Here is a 23,542-nt window from a genome sequence, read left to right on the forward strand (position 1 = left end):
TGCAGACACAAGAGGGAGATCACTTCTTTTCGTAGAAACATCTAGCAAAACACATGTATCGAGAAAGATGTAATTCATATGATCCTTATTCTCCCTTGTCATTGGTTCTGGCTCAAGTTAACGCCCGCATAAAGCGCGCGGGGTACGAGCGTCGGCTTCGATGCATTTTTTAGCCAATTTGATTCTCGGAATTCCAAAACCCATTCCGCTCCCCGGCTGGGACAAACCAAAGGAGTTAGCACCATGTTCTATGTCATGAGCGTAACCGAGACGGTCGTAACCCACGCCCGCACCCCGAAGACCTACCAATCCGCCGAGGTGGTGTCCGGCCACAAGGCTGATCATGCCGCTACCGACGCAGCGCACCGCTTGAATCGTCAGGCCGAGACGCTGGAGGCGTTCGTGGTGGTCGAGAACGAGAACAAGCTAGATAAGGGCGAGCGTTACCCGCAAGTTCTGGCGGCTGCCCTGGAGCAACGCCAGGAGTCGGAAGCTGTGGCGCTGCTGGTAGCGATCTGGGAGCCGGGACTGTACAACCCCGAGCGCGCAGCTCATGCCGAGGCTCAGGGCGACCGGGTAGAGCGTCACGCTGGGCGCCTAGCGGCGCTGGGCTTGTCCTTCGATGAGCTGGTGGAGCGCTATGGTGCCCAGGCCCGATCCGAGATCGAGCGTGTCGAGGCCGAGCGCCAAGAGCGCGCCGAAGCGGCGGCTCGCCGGGAGGCAGCGGCCAGCGAAATCACCGAGGCCGCCCAGGAACACACCTACTCGTTCCCGGCCGTGCGCGGCATCCAGGCGGGCAAGGAATACTACATAGCCCAAATTCCCTATGGGGTTCTGGTCAAGCTGTTCGTCTTCGATGAAGAGGACGTGCCGCCCGAGCTGCGCGCCCAGCGCAGCCTCAACGAGAAGCGTGCCCGCGACATTGGCCAGTACCTTTTTTGGCGTTTTCCTGGTGATGATTTTAGGTATCTATTTTGGTGCCTTTACGCCGACGGAAGGCGCTAGCGTTGGGGCATTCGCTACGCTGCTCTACGCCTTAGCGAAAGGCATGCGCGGCGCGCAGCTATGGCATAGCGTACAAGAGACATTGGCGCTCTCCGCGGTAGTGTTCTTTATGCTGGTAGGGGCCGAAACGCTGGGTTACTTCATTTCGGTGTCGCGCATTTCGTTCTCCATCACTGACCTACTCTACGGTATGGATCTAACGCCCATCGTCGTCGTGCTGTGCATCCTGGCGCTCTACTTCGTGCTGGGCATGTTCATGGACTCCATCGCGATGCTGGTGATCACCGTGCCGGTGGTTTACCCGATTATTCAGGCGATGGGCATCGACCCGGTGTGGTTCGGTATTTTGACCGTACTGACCGTTGAGCTGGGACTAATGACCCCGCCGGTGGGGATGAACGTGTTTGTGATTAAAGCGATGGCGCCACATGTCGGGCTAGGGGAGATATTTAAAGGGGTGGCGCCTTTTGTGGTTTCTGACTTAATACGACTAGCGCTATTAATCGCCTTCCCCATTTTGAGCACGCTGTTTCTGCTCTAGTTGGTGAGTACGCTTGCCTGTACCCAAGCCAGCGCTATGTCTCTGTGGTGTGCGGTAATACCTTCATCATGAAGGTTTCCGGGCAGTACCCGGCTGTGCACCATCTAATTGCCCACCCCGACATGCGGCGGATCAATTTCACCAGCTCCACCGGCGTTGCGCTTGATTTTTGAGGCTATCGAGATTTAAACCCCGAAGGTCGAACTGGGAGTTCAACTTTCGGGGTGCTGTGTAGACCTGTATTAATGGGCTCTGTGAAACTTAGAAATCGTATCGAACCCCTAAAGCCCACCAATCCTTATCAATCGCATTGATCTCCCTATCTGTACTGCTAGCATATTCTAAATATACAAACATTGGATCACTAAGCCGGTAGCTGCCACCCGCAACGTATTGGACGTCACTCAAATTCATGTCACTATTTTCCATATAGCTGACGTTCCCGTATATTTTGCCTTCTGAGTAACTAAAAACGGGTGCTATACCATAATGACGAATATCTCCCTGCTCTTCAAATAACGCACCGACACTTAGCTGTGGAGATATTTTGTAGGTTACGCTTGCCCCGAGTAGAGCATCATCATCACCTTCTGCTTCATCATAGCCAGCGGCAAAACGTACCGGGCCTGTTTCATAGGCTACATATCCCATTAGGTTAAGTGTTTCTTCTTCACCTGCATCTTCATCTTCTGGATCGAGCTTTCCAGCGACACCCAGGCTGAAGCCATCGAAACTTTGGGATTCAAAAGAGATAGAGTTTCCACGGGCGCGGGCACCACCTTTTGCCAAGGCTCGCCAATCCACAGTATTTCTTACATTGATAACCTTGGATATGTTCTGATAATAGATGGAGTCAAAGTTACCAACCTTTACGGCTCCGACGTCTTCAAATCGTAGCCCTACATATGTGTTCCTTATATCATCAATGACGTTAGGCCGTGCCTCGTCACGATCATTAGCGGTGAATCTAAACTCGGCTCTTATAAAACCCTCTAGCTTAGGATTTATCCTATGTCCAGCTTTAAAGCCAAGGCGTGAACCTTCTTCACTAATATAGTCGTTACCGTCATCGTTGTTTAACGTCAAGTGTATACGGCCATATAGGTCAAAGTAAGTTTCTCCGTCTTCATACACATTGAATGCCTGTGTGGTTCCTGAAAACCCTAAACCTGCTACTAGTGCCAATGTAGAAATGCCATGGCATTTTTTGTTGTTCAACAACATGTTTACTCCCTGATTTATCTTTTTGAGTTTGTTTTTACACTGCCGTGAGATTTTTTTTCTTTTTGGCCCTCCTCTTTTTTATTAAATGTTGTATGGCGTAGGCATTAATAAGCCGCTCACTCAGCCAAAGCGGGAGACTTTTTCATTGAATTTCCTTTGCGAGAAATTCTACTTTAAAGCACTACGGTTTGGTGGGGGGATTACCAGTGTGACTGAGGTATCGGCATGAACGAAGTTTAGGCAACCTACACTCAACGCAGATCCCAATAAAATTTTTTTCATTATGAGTACTTTTCCAGGTTAAATTAAATGTAGACGGTTTAACCGTCTAAAGAGATTGACTGATCCACCCAACTGGCACTCGTATGACTGGTGTAAATAACCAGTTTCTGAGCGGCTTTAGCCTGTAATAAAAGCGTGCTCACCTGATGACTACGCTCTGGATCCAATCCTGTACAGGGCTCATCTAAAAGTAAGATTGGAGGAGAAGAAAAATAAGCGTGAAGCAACATAAAACGCTGTAGTTCACCACCAGAGACATCACAGGCATAGCGAGAGAGTAAGCTAGGAGAGAGGTCCAGCAGTCTTAGTCCGTCGAGTACTGTCTTTGTGGGGACTAGAGCAAACCAATCCACAAGTTTTTCGCGAGGTAGTACGGTAGGATGTTGCCCTACGTACGACATTAATCGTGAGCGTAGAAATGCAAAGTGGGCGGGTGTCATTGTGCTTGGTGTGAACTGCTGATCGTGGGTTCGTATGCACAAGTGTGCCGTTCCTAAGCTTCGACTTCCCCAAATTCGTGAGAGCAAAGTCGATTTTCCTGAGCCTGACGCTCCCCAGATCTGTACGATCTGCCCTGTTTGTGCCGTTATGCGAAGTGGCCCATGATGTATGCCATTGCCTTCATACTGCAAAATCACAGTTGGTTTATTCATTAAATCATTGCCTTAACAATAGCTTGGGCGATGAGATGCTCAGGCTCAGTAAGCAAACGATCCATAATGGATTCGCTGACGATGCGGCCTTGATCCATCACGATGGCCCGATCAGCAATGAGTCGAGCTAGACGTAAGTCATGAGTCACAAACACCATGGCAGTCTGTGTTTGGTTTCTCAAATTAGAGAGCACATCTAAAAAATCTGCTTGAGCGACTGAGTCGAGACCAGCAGTGGGTTCATCTAAAAATAAAATGCTCGGCTGATGGATCATGGCCGCAGCGATTTGTACGCGTTGGCGCATCCCTCCCGAAAAGTTCTTCACTGGCTCATGTAATCGTTCTGGACATAAACCAAGTCGCTGGCCCCATTTTTGTGCTTGTTTGAGTGCATCAACCGCACGGTTGTCACCTAAATCAAAAAGACGACGTACGATATTAGTGGCGGCACTTTGTCTCAGGTTTAGGGTTGTGCTGGCATCCTGAGCCACATAGCCACACGCCCGCCGACGTAAAAGGTTAGTTTGATAAAGACTGGTACGTAGTAAATCCTGGCCTAAAAGGGAAAGAGCCTGACAGTTGTTAGATAGCTGTCGTCCAGCAAGTATATTCAGAAGACTTGATTTTCCAGCACCTGAGGGGCCGACTAAAGCGAGAACCTCGGAAGGATAAAGCTTGAGGTGACAATCCGACAAAATACGGTGCCCAGCTATTTCAAGTGAGATAGCCTGTGCTGTCAGCACGGGATCTGGCAAGCTAAACATGAGCGCGCTCCTTGCATGCTTCGGAGTCGGAACATACCCAATGGGGGGTGTTTGACGTACCAATATTATCCAAATAATGAATAGATGAGCCGCAGATACAACATGCTGTATCGACTTTTTTCAGGCTAGCAGGCAGGTCAACAAAAGCTAAGTTTGCTAAGGGTGTATAGGCAGGCAATGCATAAATTCGTCGCTCGCGTGCGGCGCCAAAAATCTGAATAGCAGGCATCATCGCCATGCGGGGGTTATCCATAGCAGGAATAGGCGACGGTGACATTAAGACCCCATCATTAACAATCACAGGGTGGTCGTATCCTAAGCACGCCTCATCTTGTTGCAACCATGTTTCAAATAGAGCGCTTAACACGACACCGTAATCATGATGTGCGTGCCGTGTCAGTGCTTCGGCCGCATCATTAATAAATCCACGTAGAGGGTCAGGTCGAGGAACTTGGTACACCACAATTTGCTCTTCCCGCAACGGGCTTTCAGGGACTCGCTGACGCGTTTGAATGAGAGTAGCCTTTGAGCTTGTTGTCGTAATTGATATGTTTGCCGTTTTAGTAAAAAAATCCGCGATATTCAGGGCATTAACGGTATCATCCGAACCATGATCGACTACCTTTAACGTGTCATTCGGTTCTAATAAGGCAGCGGTAATAGCCATGCCTCCTACCCCCCAACCATAGGCAATGGGTAGCTCAGGAGCTGAGAAAGGTATTTGACGTCCAGGTAGACAGAGTGCTTTTAGGGTTTTACGACGTATTTCTTGTTTGGACGGTAGATCAAGGTAGGCATAATTCATATTTCCTCCTTAGCCTGAACTCGGCGTAAACGCGCTAAATCAGCATCAAAGTCAGAGTAATGAGGTAATTTCAAATGGCTGACATAGCCGGATGCAGCGACTCCGTCGGTATGCATGAGTGCATCACTGGTAGCACCCTCAATTTTAAAGTGCTGATCTACGATTGCCATGGCGACGGCTTTACGCTCGTTAGCTCCAAAAGCAATACCAAAACCCGCTTCTAAATGTGGAGATGAGCTAAAATTTGGAGCCACAGTAGTGCAGGCAGTTAACTCAACCTCACCAATGGATACGGTTAAATTGAGGTCTTCCAGCTCTACGAATATTTCAACGCTCCCTCTCATTAATTGCGCTACATAGGGATGACTCGTTGAGGCTTTACGCAAACTCTCGTAAGCTAATCCAGTTAAGTAGCCTTCTTCGCCACGAGCGAGATGAGCGAGACGCTCGCAAGGATCAGGTAAAGAAGGCAAAACAGTTCGCGTAATGTCTATCGGAGCTTTAGATATTTCGGTGCGGATAAGATCTGCGTACAGTGGCTCAGAGCTAGAGGGCGATGAGGGAGCTGTTATCACTGATTTAGGTAACTCGCACTGAGGGCGAGAGTGTTCTAAATCCATATTCAGTAAGCGGTGGGTGTAGTCGTAAGTGGCGCCTAAAATTTGCCCTCCAGCCAACTCTTTTTGCGTGGCGGAAATGTGGCGACTGTAATGCATTGTTTTTAGATCTATGTTTTGGCTTGAGCCAAAATTGGCTAATTGCGCGCGATGAGCACGTACGAGAAATACCGCTTCGGCAATGTCTCCCTGAGCTTGCTTAAAGGCAATAGCAGCAAAACGTCGATCGTATAAGCCCCCCTCACTCATGATCCGATCAAGAGCTAACGACATTTGTGCCATGATTTGATTAATTTCAATCTCGGGGATTGTGTCGTCGCCTCGGCGACTCCGTTCTACGGCTATACGGGAAGCAGCAATTGCTTGTTCACCACCCTTTACTGGTACGTACATTAAATGATCTCCAAAGTTAAGTGACGTGGTAATACAACCAGCTGCGTGTCAGCGCATAGTAGTAGGTCCACTCCACGCGGGTAATCGGCACGAAAAGCAATATGATCAATGACTACATTTTGATGTAACCCTGAAAAATATAAAGTGTGTGGTTTGTTGAGTCCTGCACCGGTGGCTCGTATAGCAAGCCCCCCGTTTGTAGGTGATATGGCGGCTATTTCCATGACAAGGGTTGCCCCACTTTCAGGCGCCTCACGGCTTCCTGCTGGAATATGTTGTAAGTGATGCCGTTGAGAACCTGCAAAAACCCATTCGGGAGTTTGGCTCAAGGTTGCGCCTGTATTCAAAATACGGCTTGTTAATTCCTTATTTTCCACCTCAATAGCTACCGTCGTTTGGCTGTCTAGAAGGCAGTCAACGATGCAATGAATAGCACGCTCTTCTAGTTGCTGTATGCGCATTGGGTAACCAAAGGCATGCAGTAGTCGCCGATAAGTACGCGTCTGCCGATGTAACTCATCGTCATGTCTGTGCTCAGATCGTAAAGGTATTTTCATGATTCTAAGTTTTTTGTGTGGTGTAGAAACGTACAGAAGTAGCAGCCGTCAGCTGCTCCCTCTCAGCCTTTTTTAGCTCTAACTGTTGGCGTATAGGGTGCAGCACCAGCTCACGTTGGTGGGAGGGGGCCGTTTGTAGAAAGGCGTCTAGATAGGCCGCTAACTCCGCTTTGCGTAGATCGGAGCCCAAATGTACTGCGTAACCTTGAATTTTCCCAATAGCGATTACGCAGCGAGTACAAGAAGCCTCACCAAACTGAAATGACACTGAGGCCTTACAAGCTTGTGTATTGAGCTGCACCAACCCCGTTTCAGGGCCAGCGAGTTTTTGTATAGGCACACCCGGATTGTAAGTAGCCCAGATATTTTCCAGATAATCTCGGTTAGCTCGGGCAAGTAGCCCGAGCCAAGTTTGACGTTCTTGACTCATGGCTATGACTTATTACGATAATACGGTAGCGTTGTAAATATCTTCTGCGGGCTGGACTAACAAGCGTTCTCCCATTTCGAGCTTCATTTCAGCCAAAATGATCTCTTCTTCTGGTGAGCGGTCTTTCTTGCGTGCTAACTGAATGAACTCGGGGCGTACGTGTCCGGGACGGATGGTGATTTCAACAGCGGTGCCACGGTACTCGAAACGGAAGTAATAACGACCACCGGGGGACTCTTCTTCTTCGAGCCCTACTGAGTTATCAACAATGTAGCGACCCTCAGTAAGACCGCGGGTAACAAACTCAATCGCATCTCTACCCCCTGGGCCTCCAAAGGCTGTGACACAGCGAATTTCACGTCGTTCAGGCAAACGACCATTATCTAGCAAGGGCCAGGCTCGCTGCATAACTTTTAGCCCGTGGGCTACACCACCCGGATAACCGGCACCGTGGTATTTTAATAACTCATCAAAGTGGACTGTAAATTCATGTCCATTTTCCAGATAGGAGATTGTATCGTTACTCATTGTATTTACCTTTGTTTAGAGGATAAGAAATGGGCATATCTTGATCCGGTTCACGTATTCCAAAAACCGGGCAGATTGTGCTTTGAAAATGTTCTCCCGTTTGCACCATTAGACGGCGTAGTCTGACGTTGTATAAACGGGATAACTCAGACTCGGTTAACAGCTCATCAGCTGGACCAAATTTAATCTGATCGTTGGTGTGCATCAGCAGTACTTTGTCTGCGAGATGCAGAGCGTGTTGCGGATGGTGAGTGGTAAAAACGACCGAATGGCTACGTACTCGGCGTAACTCGAATAAGACGTTAAGCAATAAGTCCTGATTAGCTAAATCTAAAGCTGAAGCCGGCTCATCAAGTATGAGTACCTCAGCACCAGTAGCTAAAGCACGAGCAAGCAACACTAATTGGCGCTCGCCGCCGGATAGAGAGCCATATAAACGATAAGCAAAATGCCCTCCGCCTACTTTTTCCAATGCTTCAAGAGCTAGCTTACGATCCCGCTGTGAAGGAAGGCTGAACATGGGAAGCAAGGCGGCTCGTGCCATGAGTACCACATCGAGGCAACAATGGTTTTCACTACCGTATTGGTATTGAGGTACATAGCCGATGAGGTGGGGTACCTGCCGTTGTCCTTGATCTAAACGTTGTGAGCCTAATAGAGCTTTTAGCAACGTAGTCTTACCGCGTCCGTTTGGGCCCAAAATGGCCAACGTTTCGCCCTTTTGTACGTTAAAACTTAAATCCTGAAAAATCACACGTTCACTAAAACGTACGCACGCTCCAGTTAAACTGAGATGAGAGGTAAAGACGGTTTGCATGATTAAGCCCTTTCACGTCGACGAGTGCATAGTAAGTACACAAAGACGGGGGCGCCAACTAGAGCTGTGAGTACGCCTAAAGGAATCTCTGCAGCAGTTAAACTACGAGCCAACGTATCAGTCAAAATCATGAAAGTGGCACCCAGCATAAGACTCGTGAAATAGAGCCGGCGGTGATCTTCGCCTACTAACATACGAGCAAAGTGTGGGATTACGAGTCCTACCCACCCCACTACGCCCGATGCGGTTACGCAGGCGCCGATAATGATAGAAATCAACGCGAAGACGATCATCCGGGAGCGTGCAACATGGATGCCAAACGACTTAGCTTCGTCGTCACCCATAGCGAGTACAGCAATGCGATAGCGCATTCTATTCAGTAGGTAAATGCTGGCAATGAGTATAGGAGCAGTTTGTGCAAATTTTTCCCAACTCGCCGTTGCAAAGCTTCCCATCAGCCAAAAGACGATGGCAGGTACACTCGTTTCTGGATCCGCGGCATATTGAACTAACGAAATACCTGCTGCAAATAAAGCATCAATAACAATTCCAGCAAGCACAATAGTCATCAAAGTACGACCCGCCATATTTGAAATCAGCACTACTAAAAACAGAGCAGCAAATGCTGATACAAACGTAGCCCCCATCAGTAGCGGCCCCCCTACTCCAGCCAAAATTGCCAGTGATCCTCCTAATGCTGAACCTGAGGATAAACCTAGCACTTTAGGTGAAACGAGAGGGTTACGAAATAAGGTTTGTAAGGCTACCCCGCAGATGGCAAGCCCAGCCCCACATACTCCTGCCAATAATATGCGCGGCAAGCGTACATTCAAGATCACCAACGCATCCATATGCTGTGAGTTATCACCTCGTAAGGCTGCATATAGGATGGCTACAATCTCATCTAGCGCTACGCTGTATCGACCTACTGATAGCCCGATTAGCACAGTCGCTATAAGCAGTAGGGACAAAAGAGGCCAATGACTAGCACGCCAAGTGCTCAGGGTAACTGGCTCAACCATTTCTGAGGACGAGTGAATCGATCGCGTATATGTGTTCATTGTTTACGAAACACTTGATAACCGTGACTGTCGCCGTTCATAGCAATACGCAGAATTCGATCTATCTGCTCATCCGATAGGTCAAAGTTATAAAGTAATTTGAAGCCTTCTTTTAATTCGTGACGTAGGTCAAAAGAGAAAATATCGGGATGAGTAAGATTGGCCAGCCACATCCATGTGTAGGGGCTTTCATGGGAAGCACTATCCCAGATATATCCACCTTGAGGTGTCTTATAAACGCGTTTTTGTACGGCGGCATTTAAGCGAGAAAGTAATGGGTCGTCGTATATCGCTTCTAATCCAGCATCCGTCTCTGCTGCGGAAAGTAAGATAATATCTGGGTTCCATTCAAGAATCTGTTCCACGCTAACAGTGCTTTGTACGCCAGCTCCTTGAGCTACATTTTTAGCGCCAACCAGCTCGATGAAGGTTTGTTGATAACTTTTCTCACCAGTAGCAGTCAACTTGGATTTGGCAGAGCGCAAATGCAAAATGCTTGGTGTTGCATGAAAGCCTACTTGTTTTAAACCAGTAGTAATTTCACTTTGTACACGGTCACGCCAATCAATAAGCTTTGACAGTTTTTCAGTATTACCCGTGATATCAGCCACCATTTTCATATTGGCTCGGGCCAGCTCTTCTGTACCCGCATTGCCACCGCCTACCATTAGAGCAACGGGCAAACCTGCATTGCGAAGTGGAGCTACGATATCATCGCCGCGCTCACCCCACTGGATGACTAAATCCGGTTTAAGTTCTGCGATGGCCTCTACGTTGGGCATCCAACCACCGTTTTCCGACAAAATGTCACTGGAGATATCAACAGCTTCAGGAAACATAACGCTCATCATACCGCTCTCAAAGGCTCGTTTAGAGCCCTCATTCATACCCACTAACAGCTCGGTAGAACCATCTATTGCGATGAAGGTAGCTGCAGCTGGATTGGGCAGAGTAATGATACGTCTAGGAGGGGCTTCTAACTTAATTTCCTGTCCGGTTACATCAGTAAAGTTAAATTCTTGCGCTGACAAGTTACCTGATAACAAAGTTGTCGCTACTAGCACGGCAAAGCAACGGGGTATTGAGGTCATAACCTCTCCAATTGAGAATGAGATTGACTATAATTTTGATTAAAAATATTATAGCCAGTGTTTCATCAATTGGAATCGAATGTTTTATGACGGTGCGTGAAGTAATTACGAACAAGCTAGCAGCAGTGTCTGTGCGTGACTTGCTTTTAGTTGAGGCCGTCGCAATGAAACGTAGTTTTCGTTATGCGGCCATAGACATGGGTATTTCGACCTCGGGCTTGTCTTATCAAGTAAAAAAAGTAGAGGAAATTCTCGGACAGCCCATTTTTGAAAGGGGGAGTAAAATAACACCCACTGCCTTTGGAAAGGAAGTTTTAGACTTAATCGCCGTAATTTTAGAAGGCGTGACTCGGCTTGAGGGGTTACGTGATGATGGCTTAGCTCTTCCCTTTGGGCAAACCTTACGTATTGGAGTGATTTCCTCACTGGCACCGGATAACTTGTTACGGATTATCCAGATTTGTGCTCACCGTTCAGGTAAAACTAAAGTCGAGTTGGTTAGTGGCAAGCATCAAGGTCTGTTACGGCGTTTACAGAACCGTGAAATTGATTTGCTAATTAGTGCAGCACAGTCGGTTCCTGAGGGGATGGCATATACAAGCTTATTCAAGGAACACTTTGTCTTACTAGTGCGAGCCGATAAACTTCAGCCTGAACTCCATCCTCTTATGCTCTGTGAGCCTGGATTACTACCACTTAGCGAGGATGATTTTGTTCCATCGCTAATTACTGAAGGCTTAAGTAAATTATTAAGCTCCGGCTTGACTCGTACATATGGCCTTGGTGTTGAGCATCGAATGGCTTTAGTTGCCGCAGGTTATGGTCATGCATTATTGCCGTATGGCTGGGTAAGAGATGTACATTTACCGGATCATTTAGCAGTGATGGAGCTTCCTCCCGCTTTATCGGCAGAGCGTGAATTAGGTTGCTTTTGGCGTCACTCATACATGATGGGGAGTCAAATTTCTCAGGCTTTTAGTGAAGCATGGTAAGGTAATCCCCCCATTTTTCCTATGCTTTTGAGGCGAAATGGCTGATGCTGACATGAGTAGCCTCGCAAATAATGGTTATTAAACCCACGTGAGCATATTCAGACTAACATCAACGCCGGTAAAGGCATGGCCCTATGGGGGTATAGCGGGCGACCCATTGCACATGACATAGCCCCTTTCCACGGATAGCTCTTCATAATAACTTAAGTCACCTTTAGGGGGAGCTCTGATTATCTTTTTTGCTCGTTTGAAGCGTGTCGATTGTTATTGCCACTACCCCATATTGGTCTACTCACTATCCATGTGTGACTCCTCGCACCTCATCTAGAGCGGCATCAATAACGAGATCAGGGTCTGTAGCTATCAGATCCTGGGGCCTTAGCCCGCCAAGATAGCTGTTTATCGACTGAAACCAAAAGGCCATTCCCCATCCGTCTTTATCCTCTTTGAAGATGTCGATGATTTTCGACATGACGCGATACGGTCGGTAGCCAGCATCCTTCTCAAGCCCAAACGCTGGGTAGTAATCGGTGCCGTGGTCATTGATAGTAAAAATATCACCTTGTTGTTTCCACTGAGCAGGATGAACACTATCACCACGTGAGCGGACGCCTGGCAACTGCAATATCTCATCGACAGTTAACCAATCGCCGCTTTCCATCACGGCTCGACGCGCTCTTGCTTCCATCTCAGCTTCGCGCAAACTAGTTGGCGTGGTCATAATCTTAGGCACCCTTATTTTGGGTATGTACTCTGGTCCATTATCCTGGGGGCTATACTAATAAGTTAGCCGTCGCGGAAGTGATCGTCGTGGTACTTGAGGCTAGCCATGCATAAGCGGCCGATGATGGATAACGTCTAACCACCTTACGGTGTTCAACCTACCAGTGAGATAGCTTTGTTGGCTCCTCACTTTGAATTTGTTCTTCCTTCCTATGGCTACAACCTAGCGGATAGATAAAAGCGCTGGAAAACTATCAATCTCAAGATCAGAAACGCTAGAGAGGATTGATCAGCTCATCACCTTGTCCCTCGGAAGGTTTGTTAACAGCCGTGCTAACCGGCCAATGTTCAACTAGTCCCGCATCGATATGCCGCACCATGCTGCGGATTGTCTCTTTATCCGTCAGGTCAGTAGCAAGCCAGTGTTCAAGACTGTCGTCGTCCAAAATTAACGGCATCCTGTCATGCACATCGGCAGCACTGCCTCGAGCTGGCTCGGTGAGAATGGCACATCCTAGACCTCCATCATCCCGTTCTGCGTAGATAGCGGCGAAGTATAGGGGCTCTCGATCCCTTCGGCACAGATAATGAGGCTGCTTAGGGGGCGTGTTCTTGATCCATTCGTACCATCCGTCAGCGAGTACGAGGCACCGGTGTTTAGCAAATGCCGATTTGAAAAAGTTATTAGTCGCAACGGTTTCAACTCGCGCATTTATGGGTTGCGTGCCTTTCCCTTTGGCCCACGATGGGCGAAATCCCCACCACACCTCTTCAAGCGTGGGAGCAGAGTCCTCAGACGCCTGCCGTATGCTCGCGATCCAGGTACCCGGCGCCACATTGTAGCGCGGTCGAATGTCGCGCTCAGACATAACCGCACCGACCTTTTTGGTCAGCTCAGGTATCGGGGTGAATAAAGCAAATCGTCCGCACATAGCTGCAGGATAGACGAGAATTGGCCATCCAAGTCAGCCTACGCACCAAAATCGCGGTGCCCTCATCTAACCACCGTCAAAATAAGGTGGGCTTGCCAACACGATAAGACCAACGAATGAAGAAGAGTGCTTGCGATTCACTAGGCTGATCGCTTATTGTCAGCCCTTAATACTGTATATATTAACAGCTATATAGGGAGGCGCTTATGAGCAAGAAAACTTACCCACGGTCTATGCAACGGCCATTCAGTAGTCCCCGTACTCTTCCAGTTATCGTTGGAGGATTTCCTCTTCAACGGGATGATTTGAGAGAGGAAGGTACGCAGTTGTTGGCGGTTTGGGGGACTGAACAAGACGCGCTACTCGCACCGCTTGAAAACATTGAGGTGCATCTACCAGGCACATGGCGAGCGATGGGGAGCATGGCATGAGTATGCATTTCACCATTCTTGGACGCGTCGACACCATGGCTCGACCGCTAAGGCTGCCTTTAGCGGGTGGCGAAGTCCGCGCTGGTTTCCCGAGTCCCGCAGACGATTATGTCGAGGTCGAATTAGATCTTATTGCCCATTTGATTAAGCACCCTAGTGCAACGTTCTTTCTGCGAGCCAAAGGCACCTCCATGGAAGGCGATGGCATTAAAGATAATGCGTTGTTAATTGTCGACCGGTCTATCAATCCTCAGCCAGGCCATATCGTGATCATGAGCGTGGACGGCGAGCTGACGTGTAAAAAGCTAAGCATCATGGGCAGTCGGCCGTATTTGGTGGCCTCTAACCCAGAGTTTAAGCCCATCCCTCTCACTGGGCATGATTGTCACAATTGGGGTGTGGCCACCCATAGCATCCAACCGCTAGCACCCGGTTTCACCGTATGATTGCCTTGGTCGACTGCAATAATTTCTATGTCTCCTGCGAACGAGTCTTTGCTCCCAGGTTGGAAGGCCAAGCTGTCGGCGTTTTGTCGAATAACGACGGCTGCGTGGTCGCGCGTTCGCAAGAAATCAAAAACTTAGGTGTGGCAATGGGAATGCCTGCCCATCAGATTGATCCGCATATTCGTCGACAATGCACATTGCTCAGCTCAAATTATGCGCTTTACGGTGATATGAGCAGCCGCGTTACTGATGTTCTCTCACAGCATACGCCTCACGTGGATGTATATAGCATTGATGAGTCATTTCTATCGTTTGAGGGCTTTGAACCAGACACATTAGAAGAACGATGCCAATTAATGCGACAGCAAGTTAAGCGAGATACAGGTATTCCGGTTAGCGTTGGCTTAAGCACTAGCAAAACGCTTGCAAAAATTGCCAATCACCGCGCTAAAAAAGAAAGTGTTTTCAATGGCGTGGCCATGATGGACCCTAACAGCAGCGACACCCGGGAATTCCTGGAGCAGCTACCCGTTAATGAGATATGGGGGGTAGCAGGTCGCAGTGCAGCGCGGCTTCATACTCTAGGCATAGAGAATGCTTGGCAGCTGCGCACCGCCAGCTCTAAGCATTTGCGGCGCCATTTCAGTGTGGTCATGGAACGTCTGGTTTATGAGTTGAGGGGCGAAAACTGCATATCACTCGACGACATGAGCCAACCAAAAAAACAGATCATGGTGTCCCGCTCCTTCGGCCGGCTCACGACGAACAAAACCGATCTGCACGAAGCCCTACGCGTGCACGCATCACGTGCTGGTGAAAAGCTACGACGACAAAACGGCTTGGCGCAGGCATTGATGGTGTTTGTTCACACCAATCGCTTTCGGCAAGATCTGCCGAGCTACAGTAAACGGTTAGTAATACCGCTACCTCACCCCACCGATGATAGCCGCGAGCTCATCAAAGCTGCCATGGCAGGGCTAGAAAGAATTTTTAAAAAAGACATCTGGTACCAAAAATGCGGGATTATGCTCATTGATTTGTGCGATCACGACAATGAACAACTAGGGCTGCTCGCCGAACCGATCAGTGACGAGAAACGTGCTCGTAATGAAAAATTGATGGCCACGCTCGATAAGCTCAATCGCGAACACGGAAAAAATACCGTCCGGATTGGCATGCCTCGCAAACAGAATGCTTGGGAATTGCGTTGCGAGCACCGTACACCACGCTACACCACACGCTGGGAAGAGCTAGCAGTGGCCAAAACCTAGAAAAGAGCTGCCATCCCTGGCACTCCTACCTCTTTTCACTACCAATAATCACATCCCTGTTGTGACGCATTCGACGTGCTAAAGCGGCGATCCTGGGCGTCACACTTTCACCCTAGCCTTTATCAAGCCATTTTTATGTAAGCGATTGACCACAGCGTTTGTAAGCAATGGCTTACAACAATCCGTTATGCAATGAAACTAAAAACGATTGGCGATATGTGTGCCACTAACCCAATTGGCAGCAACTAAGCCAGTGGTACTTCAGCTTATTCTGATGGATGGCAAAGACACCTGATCCGATTCAGGATAATTCGAGCAGTTAGCACGTGACATTTTTCCGCTAAAACAAGGGTTCAAACGCAGGATCGCTTGGTGAATAGGTCCCCTGGTAGCCTGTATGATTTCAGGCGGGGCATCAGAATTCATCTTCGTTAATTAGCTCAAAGGTGTGGTCGCTTAAATATCGCTCAAGGTTTTCCAGCAGCCTTGGCGGCTTCTTCAACCCATACTCCAAGGTTTTCACGACCATTATCTGTATTCCAGCGGTAGTGCTTGTATCCTTGGATCTTCATGCCGCAGAAGTCACTTGTTTGTTTATTGAAATCTGGGATTTTACTAATATCTATAGTCAACAATCCGTTGCCCCGTTTGATACTTTTCTCTATTTCGTATTTTACCCATTTACTTTTATCAGTATTGGCACCTATAAGTACGACTGTCACAGTCGTACCGATAAGCTGGGCATCTATCCATGCTTTTACCGTGCTATCACCTGTGCGCTCTAACTTCTCGAACTCTGCTTTGTCGATGAATCCAACTTTAGGGTTGGCATTGATCACGTTACTGTTACGGACATTCATCGCTCTCAGAACGTCGTCGTACTGGAAACTAAAGAAAACCTTTCTAGCCATGGGGACACCTTAGATGAGCCGTAAGAGGAGGAGGATGACTTCTTGAGCGCGTTCAAGTGATGTAGATTTATCGCCTAGTTCACCCAACAAGGGTGTAATCTTTTTACCATTCGCGTGCTGTGAACCGCCCCGGCTTTACCGGAGACTCCATATCTTGAGAGGATGGAGTTATGAACTCACCAAAACGATATTCCCCAGAAGTCCGAGAGCGAGCTGTTCGATTAGTCCTTGAACAGCAAGGCGAATACCCGTCCAAGTGGGCGGCGATCTGCTCCATTGCCAGCAAGTTTGGCTGTACACCAGAGACCTTAAGAGCCTGGTGCAAACGCTCAGAACTCACGCAGGAAGATAGCTCGGCTAACCTGCCTGAAAATGAACGACTCAAGCAGCTAGAGCGTGAAAACGTCGAATTGAAGCGCGCTAATGAAATTCTCCGCAAGGCGGCTGCTTTTTTCGCCCAGGCGGAGCTCGACCGCAAACCCAATTGATGGTGTCATTTATCGACGAGCATCGTGCTCAGTTCGGGGTCGAGTCGATTTGTAGCCAGCTGCCAATCGCCCCGTCGACGTATTACCACCACAAGGCACTTGAGACCGATCCTGAGCGGCGGACAGATCGATATCGGCAGGATGCGTTTCTTACCGCTGAGATTCAGCGAGTGTGGGAAGAAAACTTCTGCGTCTACGGTGCTCGTAAGGTCTGGCGGCAACTCCGCCGTGAGGGCGTTAATGTTGCTCGTTGCACCGTAGAGCGACTCATGCGCCGCCTGGGAATTCGCGGCGTGGTGCGAGGCCAACGCCCCTTCACGACGATCAGTGATCCCGGCCAGAAACGAGCACCTGATTTAGTGAAACGTGACTTTACGGCCATGCGTCCTAATCAGCTTTGGGTGGCCGATTTCACGTATGTCGCTACCTGGTCTGGCTTCGTTTACGTTGCGTTCGTTATCGATGTTTATGCACGCTGTATCGTGGGTTGGCGTGTAGCAACGTCGATGAAAACGGGATTGGTACTGGACGCTCTGGAGCAAGCCCTGTGGGCACGAAAGCACAGGCAAGGGTTAATCCACCATAGTGATAGAGGAAGCCAATATCTCTCGATCCGCTACACAGAGCGTATGGCTGATGAGGGTATCGATGCCTCAGTCGGCACCACCGGTGACTCCTACGACAATGCGCTGGCCGAGACCATCATCGGCTTATTCAAAACGGAGGTGATTCACCATCGTGGACCATGGAAAGGGCGAGATGCCGTTGAGTATGCCACGCTGGGATGGGTTGACTGGTTTAACAATCGCCGACTGCTGGAACCCATAGGAAACGTTCCACCAGCAGAACGAGAAAGGACGTATTATCGTCATTTGGAGGAGTCGGGTGAAGCTGCCTGACTCAAACAAACCGGTCTCCGGAATAACCGGGGCGGTTCAGCTGAGATTCTTGATAAGACTTCATAACCTCATTCCACAGTAATTTCGACATCGAGCCTGTAATACCTACAGGAATTACAAAAACGCCTTTCGCTACAGCGATATCGAATTCTTCACGCATTCCGTCAGAAAGGATTAACTCGCCATTTTCCAGCTTATTGCCAAACATAAAAATAGCAACGCCTGCATGAGCGAGCATATTGCGTCGATATTCTGTCCACAGTTCCTTCAGAGGCCTTTCCCCAGTCTTGCTTTGTGGAAAGGGCCTAAGAATTAACTGGTCGTTGTCGAGACGGCCACCATTCATAACAGTTTGTTCAAGCACGCCAGTGATGATTGCGCTACCTATACCGAGGCCAAACCCTGAGATCACTCGGTACTGTTCTTTGCAAATGGCCCTGCTCAGATGATAAACGAATTGCTCTGATTCAGCCTTGCACCACGGGTTATAGTCATGAGCAGCACCAGAGATAAAGATTGTATTTCTTTTGTGGCGATGCTCGATGGCACGCAGAATGTCAGTAATTTCAGAAAACTCATCAACATAAACGGCTTTGATCCCTACACGGAGCAGCTCTCCTGTGAAAAGCTCTTCCTTACGTTGGCGATACTCGAAGTCAGCAAGGTCTTCATTCTCTCCCTTGCTAGCTCTTCTCAGGATGCAGTAGTGCTGTCGTTGATCTCGAGTAAACTGAATCCTGACGCGGCTAAGAATATATTCTAGATTAGGGTCGGTGAAGCTGAAGCCGAGAAAGAGGAAGGTTTTAGAAACCAAGTCACCGCTTAAAGCTGTAATGAACGGCTGCATATTGACGTGGTAACGCTCATAGTCATCGCGAGTCAACACCGCGTCAGCGGCATGCTCGATGTCACCATGCATCTTATAAACAATTGCATCACGTTTCGGCCGTGTCGTTGCCAATTGCTTATTGGTATGTTTGATGTCAGCTATCTTTTCGTTTTTTTCAAGCGCCGTTTCGATCAAACGATCATAATTGGTTGTCCAGTAGGTCGGAATAGGCAGCCTTGCCAGAATCGCGTGGTTTTCAGTGGGCTCCGCCGTCATTGAGAACTCAGTCACCAGTAGCTGATTGAGTTTTGCTCGGTTGGTCGCATTGACGTTTGTGTGGTATTGCGCCAACGTAACTAGATCCCATTCTTTATCGACGTCTAAATCAAGCTCATCAGCTATTGGCTTGAGCAATGACTTCCAGTCGACATAACCTGCTGCTTGAATCGCCCCGGATATTCTAGACACCCGTTAGGCTCTTAAAGTAACGCCTTTCATACTCAACCGGTGACAAGTTATCACTTGTGCCGTGTCGGCGCTTTGGGTTGTAAAACATTTCGATATAATTGAACACGTCGCGTCTAGCCGCTTCCCGTGTCGAATAAATCTGTCGCTTGATCCGCTCTCGCTTGAGGAGTTGAAAAAAGCTCTCAGCAACGGCGTTATCATGACAGTTACCACGCCGACTCATGCTGCCCACCAAGTGATTGGCTTTCAGAAAGCTTTGCCAATCTCCGCTGCTGAATTGGCTTCCTTGATCTGAATGCACCATCACAGTTTCTTGTGGCTTGCGTCGCCAGACTGCCGATAACAAAGCATCCAGCACTAACTCCGTCGTCATACGAGACTTCATCGACCAGCCAACCACTTGACGGGAAAACAGGTCGATCACCACCGCTAAGTAAAGCCAGCCTTCGTACGTTCGGATGTACGTAATATCTGTCACCCAAGCAACATTGGGCGCTGTTACTTCAAACTGACGGTCTAAATGGTTGGGTGATACAACAGCCGGTTTTCCGCCGCCATAGCAGCCAGGGCGTCGTCGATAGCCCGTCTGAGAGCGTAAACCTTCCCTACGCATCAGGCGGGCCACTCGGTGCTTACCGCAGGCTTCGCCAGCCTCACGCAAATCCTGATAGACCTTGCGATAGCCATATACACCGCCACTTTCAAGCCACGCATGCTTGATCAATCCCAATAGACGCTGATCATCCCGGTCTCGATTAGACAGTGCTTTTTTACACCATGCATAGTAGCCACTAGGATGCACGGCCATCATGCGGCACAAGCGCCGTACCGGATATTGACTCGCATGCTTTTGAATAAACGCGTACCTCAGTCGGACTCTCTGGCGAAGTACGCGGTGGCCTTTTTTAATATATCTCGCTCTTCTGACACGCGTTTTAATTCAGCCTTTAAACGACGGTTTTCAGCTTGGAGATCATCGTCTTCTTGCCGTTGTTCTACCGGCTTATCGTAGCACTTGATCCAGTGGTACAAGCTGTGGCCTGACACGCCCAAACGCTCAGCGACCTCGGCAACTCGATGGCCACGCTCTACCACCTGTTTAACGGCTTCGATTTTGAATTCTTCAGTGTAACGGGGACGGCTCATGGATCCTCCTAGGTACCTTTAGTATAAGGCCTAGAGGTGTCTACGAAACCCGGGGCGATTCAGCTCTTGAAAAGCCTGCACCCGCAAAAATAGCCAGATTTCCTTCTTCTAGCTCTTTTGAAAGGGTGTCAACGAGCCGTAACTGATCACGTTTCATTCTGAGCTTCCCGTCAGGTTTTTGTAAGGCATAATCAGATATTTCTCAGCCAACGACTGTGCCCTTGAAGGTCGTATAGGGCTAATGCTCCGTTTGGTGTGGTGTCGATACGGGAATAAAGCTGTAAATATTCATTGCCATGATGACGACCTGATGAGTCGACGGTAGGAACGATGACGATGTTATTGAGATTCTTCTTTCCATCAGCGTAACCAATCTCCCAAGGGCACCATCGTGATGACATGGAGTTCTCAGTAGCCAGGAAAAGGAACCAATTGGCATGCACAATGGCATTCTTGATTCGCCTTGCGGTTTCTGCATCAGGGCGTTCCGGCATCTTTTGGTCTTGCCAATCGATGTAGATATCCCACCCTTGTTCAATGAGCATTTGCTGAAGGCCTAATGCTTGCTGGTTATCTTTGTGACTATGGCTCAAGAAAGCAGTCGGTCGACCGATGCTTGGTGATGAAAAAACCCGTTGTTGCTTACGAAATGAAGCATTGCTGAGCTCATATTGGTAAATTGCCATACGTTACCATTCCCTACTATTTCTTAGTGTTTCAAGGGAAAGTGTCATTATTTTCATTCATTCGCAAGCCGTTTCTGAGCGTATTCTGATAGCGGAAGCGTTCAGCGTAATAGGCGGCGATGAAAGGCTTAGTGAATCCTGTTAGGCCTAACCGGGTGCTGTACGAAATAGCGACTACCACCCTCATTGGGGTTCCATCATGATCTAGTGGCAGCCAATGGTGTAACCGGATCATTCAATTCTTCAGATTATTGGGCCTGGGAGATAGATGATTGAATAATGTAGGAGAATCAAAATGAAAATTATTGAAAAGGTGGAAATCGATTCCGTCACCGATGTGATGTGCGATGTATGCCTATCCCCCTCTGTCAGCCTTGTTGTCCGGTTGGTGATATCGCCTAAATCTAATCCAGAGGGAGCGGCATGGAGTCCTTGTGCCACGTTATTCTGCAGAGCGTAAAGCAGCCGTCCTGAAGAAGTTGTTACCACCCCATAATCACAGTGTGGCATCGGTAGCAACAGAGGAAGGCATCTCTGACGCGACGCTGTATAGTTGGCTAAAACAGTGTCGAGTAAAAGGAGTGCCTGTGCCGGGTTACACCCAAGGCGACAGCGAATGGTCGCCCGACGCCAAGCTCGCCGTGGTCATCGAAACCGCCACCCTGTCAGAGGCGGAGCTTGGCGCTTACTGCCGCGAAAAAGGCCTTTATCCCGAGCAAATTCAACAGTGGAAAGCGGCTTGCCTCGAAGGCGCTGGTCGGCAAGAAGATCAGGAAAAAGCGGCGCAAAAGCAACGTAAAGAAGACCGTAAGACCATCAAGCAACTCAAAGCGGAAGTGCGACGCAAAGACAAGGTAGTGGCAGAGACGACGTCGTTACTGGTGCTCTCAAAAAAGCTCGACGCCTTGTACAGCGAAGATCCCGACAGCGGCGAGGACGACTAACGCCGCTCGACGAACGTGCAAGGCTTATCGCGCTATTTGACGAAGCGGTTATGGGGGGCGCTTCCCGCTATCAAGCAGCCGATATTATCGATGTAAGCGAGCGCACACTAAAGCGTTGGCGATCTGAGTGTGGCACTGTTGTTGAGGATCAGCGTCCACAGGCGGCACAAGGGAGGCAGCCGCATCAGCTGACGCATGAGGAAAAGCAGACCATTTTGAACACGTGTCATCGTCCCGAGTATCAGAGCTTGCCGCCGTCTCAAATCGTGCCCTTACTGGCAGACAACGGCGTCTATCTGGCCTCCGAATCGTCGTTTTATCGGGTCTTGAAAAAGCATCACCAGCAGCATCATCGTGGCCGTACGAAAGCACGCCGCACAGTACCCGCGCCGACCAGTTTTACGGCGACAGGGCCGAACCAGGTTTGGAGCTGGGATATTAGCTATTGCGCCTCCGTTGTACGAGGCCAGCACTGGTATCTCTACCTGATCATGGATATCTACAGCCGCAAAATCATTGCCTGGGAAGTTCATGAGACGGAATCGGGCGACTTGGCTAAACAGCTGATGGAGCGTGCATTATTGCGTGAGAAATGCTGGCATCAGCCGCCGGTGTTGCACTCGGATAATGGCGCGCCGATGACGTCCTATACGCTCAAAGCGAGGTTAACCGAACTAGGGATGTTGATGTCTTACAGTCGACCGAGAGTAAGCAACGACAACCCTTACTCGGAAGCGCTGTTCCGTACCGTCAAATACTGCCCAGCATGGCCCACCAAGGGCTTTACATCGCTGAGCGCGGTACGAGAATGGATGTTGGTGTTCGAGCGGGCTTACAACGAACAGCACCTTCACAGTGGCATCCAATATGTCACGCCAGCTGACCGGCATCGTGGCGTTGATCGAAAACGCCTTGAACGTCGTAAAGCGGTTTATGAAAGCGCTAAGCGTCGCTATCCGAAACGCTGGTCGGGCAGCACCCGAAACTGGGAGGTCACTGGTTCAGTGTCGCTTAACCCAGGGAAAGTGCAGGAAATCGAGCGTAATAAAAAGGCTGCTTAAGTGCAGCCATTTGGACAACTGGGTTGAAAATCACCGCTATGCTCCACTCGGGTAGCGAATGTTGGGCTTGAATTTGCGACGCTCCAAGCTCATTGGGGATACGGGGCTAAGCACGATGGCGAGCGCTACGAACTACATCTCTGTGAGAGTTGCTTTTTTGGCACAGTTGCGTACCTAAAACAGGAGCGACGTATACAAAATTTATTCAGTGAGGAGGTTGGGATAGAGGCTAACGAGCCGAACAGCACATTTGGCCTAGTTGCATCAGAGGATTATTTTCGTGACGACGTCGGAAGCAAACTCTAATCATGATCTGCTCTGAAGTGGCCAATAAAGCGCTTTTAGCGCGAGGCTGTTGGACATTTTTGAGCAAGATGTGTCGTAAAAAAGAGTCAGGGCGGGCCTTGATCAAAGGCCATTGTCACTACCGGATGCGCCTTCTTGGCCTGGGTAACATGAACTAACTAGGCCGTATTGTTGTAGGCATGAAGCTGCCTTCGTCATTTAACAATATTGCTAATATCTGTCACCCATGGGGGCTTATGGG

General features: G+C 49.0%; 23 protein-coding genes, 1 pseudogene and 1 other annotated feature. Of the genes and pseudogenes, 7 read left to right on the forward strand and 17 right to left on the reverse strand.

The window, feature by feature from the left end:
• Positions 1-255 precede the first annotated feature (255 nt).
• A complete protein-coding gene (locus ACT3TJ_RS16480; RefSeq protein WP_193057264.1) occupies positions 256-1,005 on the forward strand; it encodes a DNA sulfur modification protein DndB in 750 nt (249 codons plus the stop codon).
• Positions 935-1,546 (forward strand): annotated as a pseudogene (locus ACT3TJ_RS16485) (TRAP transporter large permease subunit); the annotation flags it as partial. The gene ACT3TJ_RS16480 and the pseudogene ACT3TJ_RS16485, both read left to right, overlap by 71 nt.
• Positions 1,547-1,807: 261 nt before the next feature.
• On the opposite strand, the gene ACT3TJ_RS16490 reads toward ACT3TJ_RS16485, so the two are convergent.
• The 11 genes from ACT3TJ_RS16490 to ACT3TJ_RS16540 form a co-directional block, all read right to left on the reverse strand.
• A complete protein-coding gene (locus ACT3TJ_RS16490) occupies positions 1,808-2,770 on the reverse strand; it encodes a porin (protein WP_086961201.1) in 963 nt (320 codons plus the stop codon).
• Positions 2,771-3,090: 320 nt separating this feature from the next.
• A complete protein-coding gene (locus ACT3TJ_RS16495; RefSeq protein WP_016239123.1) occupies positions 3,091-3,705 on the reverse strand; it encodes an ATP-binding cassette domain-containing protein in 615 nt (204 codons plus the stop codon).
• The gene (locus ACT3TJ_RS16500) at positions 3,705-4,469 is read right to left on the reverse strand and encodes an ATP-binding cassette domain-containing protein (protein WP_444666033.1); all 765 of its coding nucleotides are present in this window, start codon (positions 4,467-4,469) and stop codon (positions 3,705-3,707) included. Before ACT3TJ_RS16500 ends, ACT3TJ_RS16495 begins: the two co-directional genes overlap by 1 nt.
• Entirely contained in the window at positions 4,462-5,274 is an 813-nt protein-coding gene (locus ACT3TJ_RS16505; protein WP_048766754.1) for an alpha-D-ribose 1-methylphosphonate 5-phosphate C-P-lyase PhnJ, read from the reverse strand. Before ACT3TJ_RS16505 ends, ACT3TJ_RS16500 begins: the two co-directional genes overlap by 8 nt.
• A complete protein-coding gene (locus ACT3TJ_RS16510; protein ID WP_016239120.1) occupies positions 5,271-6,284 on the reverse strand; it encodes a carbon-phosphorus lyase complex subunit PhnI in 1,014 nt (337 codons plus the stop codon). Before ACT3TJ_RS16510 ends, ACT3TJ_RS16505 begins: the two co-directional genes overlap by 4 nt.
• On the reverse strand, positions 6,284-6,841 hold the full coding sequence (gene phnH, locus ACT3TJ_RS16515) for a phosphonate C-P lyase system protein PhnH (protein ID WP_048766753.1): 558 nt from the start codon (positions 6,839-6,841) through the stop codon (positions 6,284-6,286). The genes ACT3TJ_RS16510 and phnH overlap by 1 nt, the downstream gene beginning before the upstream one ends.
• Before the next feature lie 4 nt (positions 6,842-6,845).
• Positions 6,846-7,271, reverse strand: a complete 426-nt coding sequence (gene phnG / locus ACT3TJ_RS16520; RefSeq protein ID WP_081194694.1) for a phosphonate C-P lyase system protein PhnG — start codon at positions 7,269-7,271, stop codon at positions 6,846-6,848.
• 12 nt (positions 7,272-7,283) lie between these two features.
• Positions 7,284-7,799 carry a hypothetical protein gene (locus tag ACT3TJ_RS16525; RefSeq protein WP_019282989.1) on the reverse strand — a complete coding sequence of 172 codons (516 nt, stop codon included), beginning with the start codon at positions 7,797-7,799 and terminating at the stop codon, positions 7,284-7,286.
• Entirely contained in the window at positions 7,792-8,616 is an 825-nt protein-coding gene (locus ACT3TJ_RS16530; protein ID WP_016239116.1) for an ABC transporter ATP-binding protein, read from the reverse strand. Before ACT3TJ_RS16530 ends, ACT3TJ_RS16525 begins: the two co-directional genes overlap by 8 nt.
• 2 nt (positions 8,617-8,618) lie before the next feature.
• Positions 8,619-9,677 (reverse strand): FecCD family ABC transporter permease, encoded by a 1,059-nt coding sequence (locus ACT3TJ_RS16535; protein WP_444666035.1) that lies wholly within the window; start codon positions 9,675-9,677, stop codon positions 8,619-8,621.
• Entirely contained in the window at positions 9,674-10,768 is a 1,095-nt protein-coding gene (locus tag ACT3TJ_RS16540; RefSeq protein WP_096277102.1) for an ABC transporter substrate-binding protein, read from the reverse strand. Before ACT3TJ_RS16540 ends, ACT3TJ_RS16535 begins: the two co-directional genes overlap by 4 nt.
• Before the next feature lie 23 nt (positions 10,769-10,791).
• Here ACT3TJ_RS16540 and ACT3TJ_RS16545 point away from each other — a divergent pair, with 23 nt between their 5' ends.
• Positions 10,792-11,760 (forward strand): LysR family transcriptional regulator, encoded by a 969-nt coding sequence (locus ACT3TJ_RS16545; protein WP_444666037.1) that lies wholly within the window; start codon positions 10,792-10,794, stop codon positions 11,758-11,760.
• A gap of 295 nt (positions 11,761-12,055) precedes the next feature.
• On the opposite strand, the gene ACT3TJ_RS16550 is transcribed toward ACT3TJ_RS16545, so the two are convergent.
• On the reverse strand, positions 12,056-12,481 hold the full coding sequence (locus ACT3TJ_RS16550) for a hypothetical protein (protein WP_225734539.1): 426 nt from the start codon (positions 12,479-12,481) through the stop codon (positions 12,056-12,058).
• A 277-nt stretch (positions 12,482-12,758) separates the two neighbouring features.
• The gene (locus ACT3TJ_RS16555) at positions 12,759-13,415 is read right to left on the reverse strand and encodes an SOS response-associated peptidase (protein ID WP_096277108.1); all 657 of its coding nucleotides are present in this window, start codon (positions 13,413-13,415) and stop codon (positions 12,759-12,761) included.
• A 427-nt stretch (positions 13,416-13,842) separates the two neighbouring features.
• On the opposite strand from ACT3TJ_RS16555, the gene ACT3TJ_RS16560 reads away from it, so the two are divergent.
• Both ACT3TJ_RS16560 and ACT3TJ_RS16565 read left to right on the forward strand, forming a co-directional pair.
• A complete protein-coding gene (locus tag ACT3TJ_RS16560; RefSeq protein ID WP_225734540.1) occupies positions 13,843-14,292 on the forward strand; it encodes a LexA family protein in 450 nt (149 codons plus the stop codon).
• Positions 14,289-15,563 carry a Y-family DNA polymerase gene (locus tag ACT3TJ_RS16565; RefSeq protein WP_096277112.1) on the forward strand — a complete coding sequence of 425 codons (1,275 nt, stop codon included), beginning with the start codon at positions 14,289-14,291 and terminating at the stop codon, positions 15,561-15,563. Before ACT3TJ_RS16560 ends, ACT3TJ_RS16565 begins: the two co-directional genes overlap by 4 nt.
• A 467-nt stretch (positions 15,564-16,030) precedes the next feature.
• Here the strand turns inward: ACT3TJ_RS16565 and ACT3TJ_RS16570 are convergent, their stop codons facing one another.
• Positions 16,031-16,474, reverse strand: a complete 444-nt coding sequence (locus ACT3TJ_RS16570) for a TIR domain-containing protein (protein ID WP_096277114.1) — start codon at positions 16,472-16,474, stop codon at positions 16,031-16,033.
• Between the two features lie 170 nt (positions 16,475-16,644).
• Here ACT3TJ_RS16570 and ACT3TJ_RS16575 point away from each other — a divergent pair.
• A protein-coding gene (locus tag ACT3TJ_RS16575) for an IS3 family transposase (protein ID WP_444666039.1) occupies positions 16,645-17,861 on the forward strand; the annotation gives its coding sequence in 2 pieces (ribosomal slippage) (positions 16,645-16,930 and positions 16,930-17,861; 1,218 coding nt in all).
• Positions 16,920-17,036: a sequence feature (AL1L pseudoknot), on the forward strand. It overlaps the preceding gene by 117 nt.
• Position 17,862: 1 nt before the next feature.
• On the opposite strand, the gene ACT3TJ_RS16580 is transcribed toward ACT3TJ_RS16575, so the two are convergent.
• From ACT3TJ_RS16580 to ACT3TJ_RS16590, 3 genes are all read right to left on the reverse strand, one after another.
• The gene (locus ACT3TJ_RS16580) at positions 17,863-19,158 is read right to left on the reverse strand and encodes an SIR2 family protein (RefSeq protein WP_444666041.1); all 1,296 of its coding nucleotides are present in this window, start codon (positions 19,156-19,158) and stop codon (positions 17,863-17,865) included.
• Positions 19,151-20,304, reverse strand: a protein-coding gene (locus tag ACT3TJ_RS16585; protein WP_444666042.1) for an IS3 family transposase whose coding sequence is annotated in 2 segments (ribosomal slippage) — positions 19,151-20,067 and positions 20,067-20,304 — 1,155 coding nt in all. Because the reading frame shifts where the segments join, the coding sequence is not laid out codon by codon here. Before ACT3TJ_RS16585 ends, ACT3TJ_RS16580 begins: the two co-directional genes overlap by 8 nt.
• A gap of 191 nt (positions 20,305-20,495) precedes the next feature.
• Positions 20,496-20,990, reverse strand: a complete 495-nt coding sequence (locus ACT3TJ_RS16590; protein WP_096277120.1) for a toll/interleukin-1 receptor domain-containing protein — start codon at positions 20,988-20,990, stop codon at positions 20,496-20,498.
• A gap of 434 nt (positions 20,991-21,424) precedes the next feature.
• Here ACT3TJ_RS16590 and ACT3TJ_RS16595 point away from each other — a divergent pair.
• A protein-coding gene (locus tag ACT3TJ_RS16595) for an IS3 family transposase (RefSeq protein ID WP_233926273.1) occupies positions 21,425-22,995 on the forward strand; the annotation gives its coding sequence in 2 pieces (ribosomal slippage) (positions 21,425-21,878 and positions 21,878-22,995; 1,572 coding nt in all).
• The last annotated feature ends 547 nt before the right edge of the window (positions 22,996-23,542 follow it).

The sequence above is a fragment of the Halomonas sp. AOP30-A1-24 genome (assembly GCF_052378165.1).
Classification (GTDB): Bacteria; Pseudomonadota; Gammaproteobacteria; order Pseudomonadales; family Halomonadaceae; genus Vreelandella; species Vreelandella citrativorans.

What these genes read in the sequence shown, in the direction of transcription:
- ACT3TJ_RS16525 (WP_019282989.1), bottom strand. Translation starts at nt 7,799, where the DNA reads ATGAGTAACGATACAATCTCCTATCTGGAAAATGGACATGAATTTACA.
- ACT3TJ_RS16590 (WP_096277120.1), bottom strand. Translation starts at nt 20,990, where the DNA reads ATGGCAATTTACCAATATGAGCTCAGCAATGCTTCATTTCGTAAGCAA.
- ACT3TJ_RS16540 (WP_096277102.1), bottom strand. Translation starts at nt 10,768, where the DNA reads ATGACCTCAATACCCCGTTGCTTTGCCGTGCTAGTAGCGACAACTTTG.
- ACT3TJ_RS16560 (WP_225734540.1), top strand. Translation starts at nt 13,843, where the DNA reads ATGAGTATGCATTTCACCATTCTTGGACGCGTCGACACCATGGCTCGA.
- ACT3TJ_RS16565 (WP_096277112.1), top strand. Translation starts at nt 14,289, where the DNA reads ATGATTGCCTTGGTCGACTGCAATAATTTCTATGTCTCCTGCGAACGA.
- ACT3TJ_RS16510 (WP_016239120.1), bottom strand. Translation starts at nt 6,284, where the DNA reads ATGTACGTACCAGTAAAGGGTGGTGAACAAGCAATTGCTGCTTCCCGT.
- ACT3TJ_RS16570 (WP_096277114.1), bottom strand. Translation starts at nt 16,474, where the DNA reads ATGGCTAGAAAGGTTTTCTTTAGTTTCCAGTACGACGACGTTCTGAGA.
- ACT3TJ_RS16530 (WP_016239116.1), bottom strand. Translation starts at nt 8,616, where the DNA reads ATGCAAACCGTCTTTACCTCTCATCTCAGTTTAACTGGAGCGTGCGTA.
- ACT3TJ_RS16495 (WP_016239123.1), bottom strand. Translation starts at nt 3,705, where the DNA reads ATGAATAAACCAACTGTGATTTTGCAGTATGAAGGCAATGGCATACAT.
- phnH (WP_048766753.1), bottom strand. Translation starts at nt 6,841, where the DNA reads ATGAAAATACCTTTACGATCTGAGCACAGACATGACGATGAGTTACAT.
- phnG (WP_081194694.1), bottom strand. Translation starts at nt 7,271, where the DNA reads ATGAGTCAAGAACGTCAAACTTGGCTCGGGCTACTTGCCCGAGCTAAC.
- ACT3TJ_RS16550 (WP_225734539.1), bottom strand. Translation starts at nt 12,481, where the DNA reads ATGACCACGCCAACTAGTTTGCGCGAAGCTGAGATGGAAGCAAGAGCG.
- ACT3TJ_RS16505 (WP_048766754.1), bottom strand. Translation starts at nt 5,274, where the DNA reads ATGAATTATGCCTACCTTGATCTACCGTCCAAACAAGAAATACGTCGT.
- ACT3TJ_RS16490 (WP_086961201.1), bottom strand. Translation starts at nt 2,770, where the DNA reads ATGTTGTTGAACAACAAAAAATGCCATGGCATTTCTACATTGGCACTA.
- ACT3TJ_RS16535 (WP_444666035.1), bottom strand. Translation starts at nt 9,677, where the DNA reads ATGAACACATATACGCGATCGATTCACTCGTCCTCAGAAATGGTTGAG.
- ACT3TJ_RS16555 (WP_096277108.1), bottom strand. Translation starts at nt 13,415, where the DNA reads ATGTGCGGACGATTTGCTTTATTCACCCCGATACCTGAGCTGACCAAA.
- ACT3TJ_RS16480 (WP_193057264.1), top strand. Translation starts at nt 256, where the DNA reads ATGAGCGTAACCGAGACGGTCGTAACCCACGCCCGCACCCCGAAGACC.
- ACT3TJ_RS16500 (WP_444666033.1), bottom strand. Translation starts at nt 4,469, where the DNA reads ATGTTTAGCTTGCCAGATCCCGTGCTGACAGCACAGGCTATCTCACTT.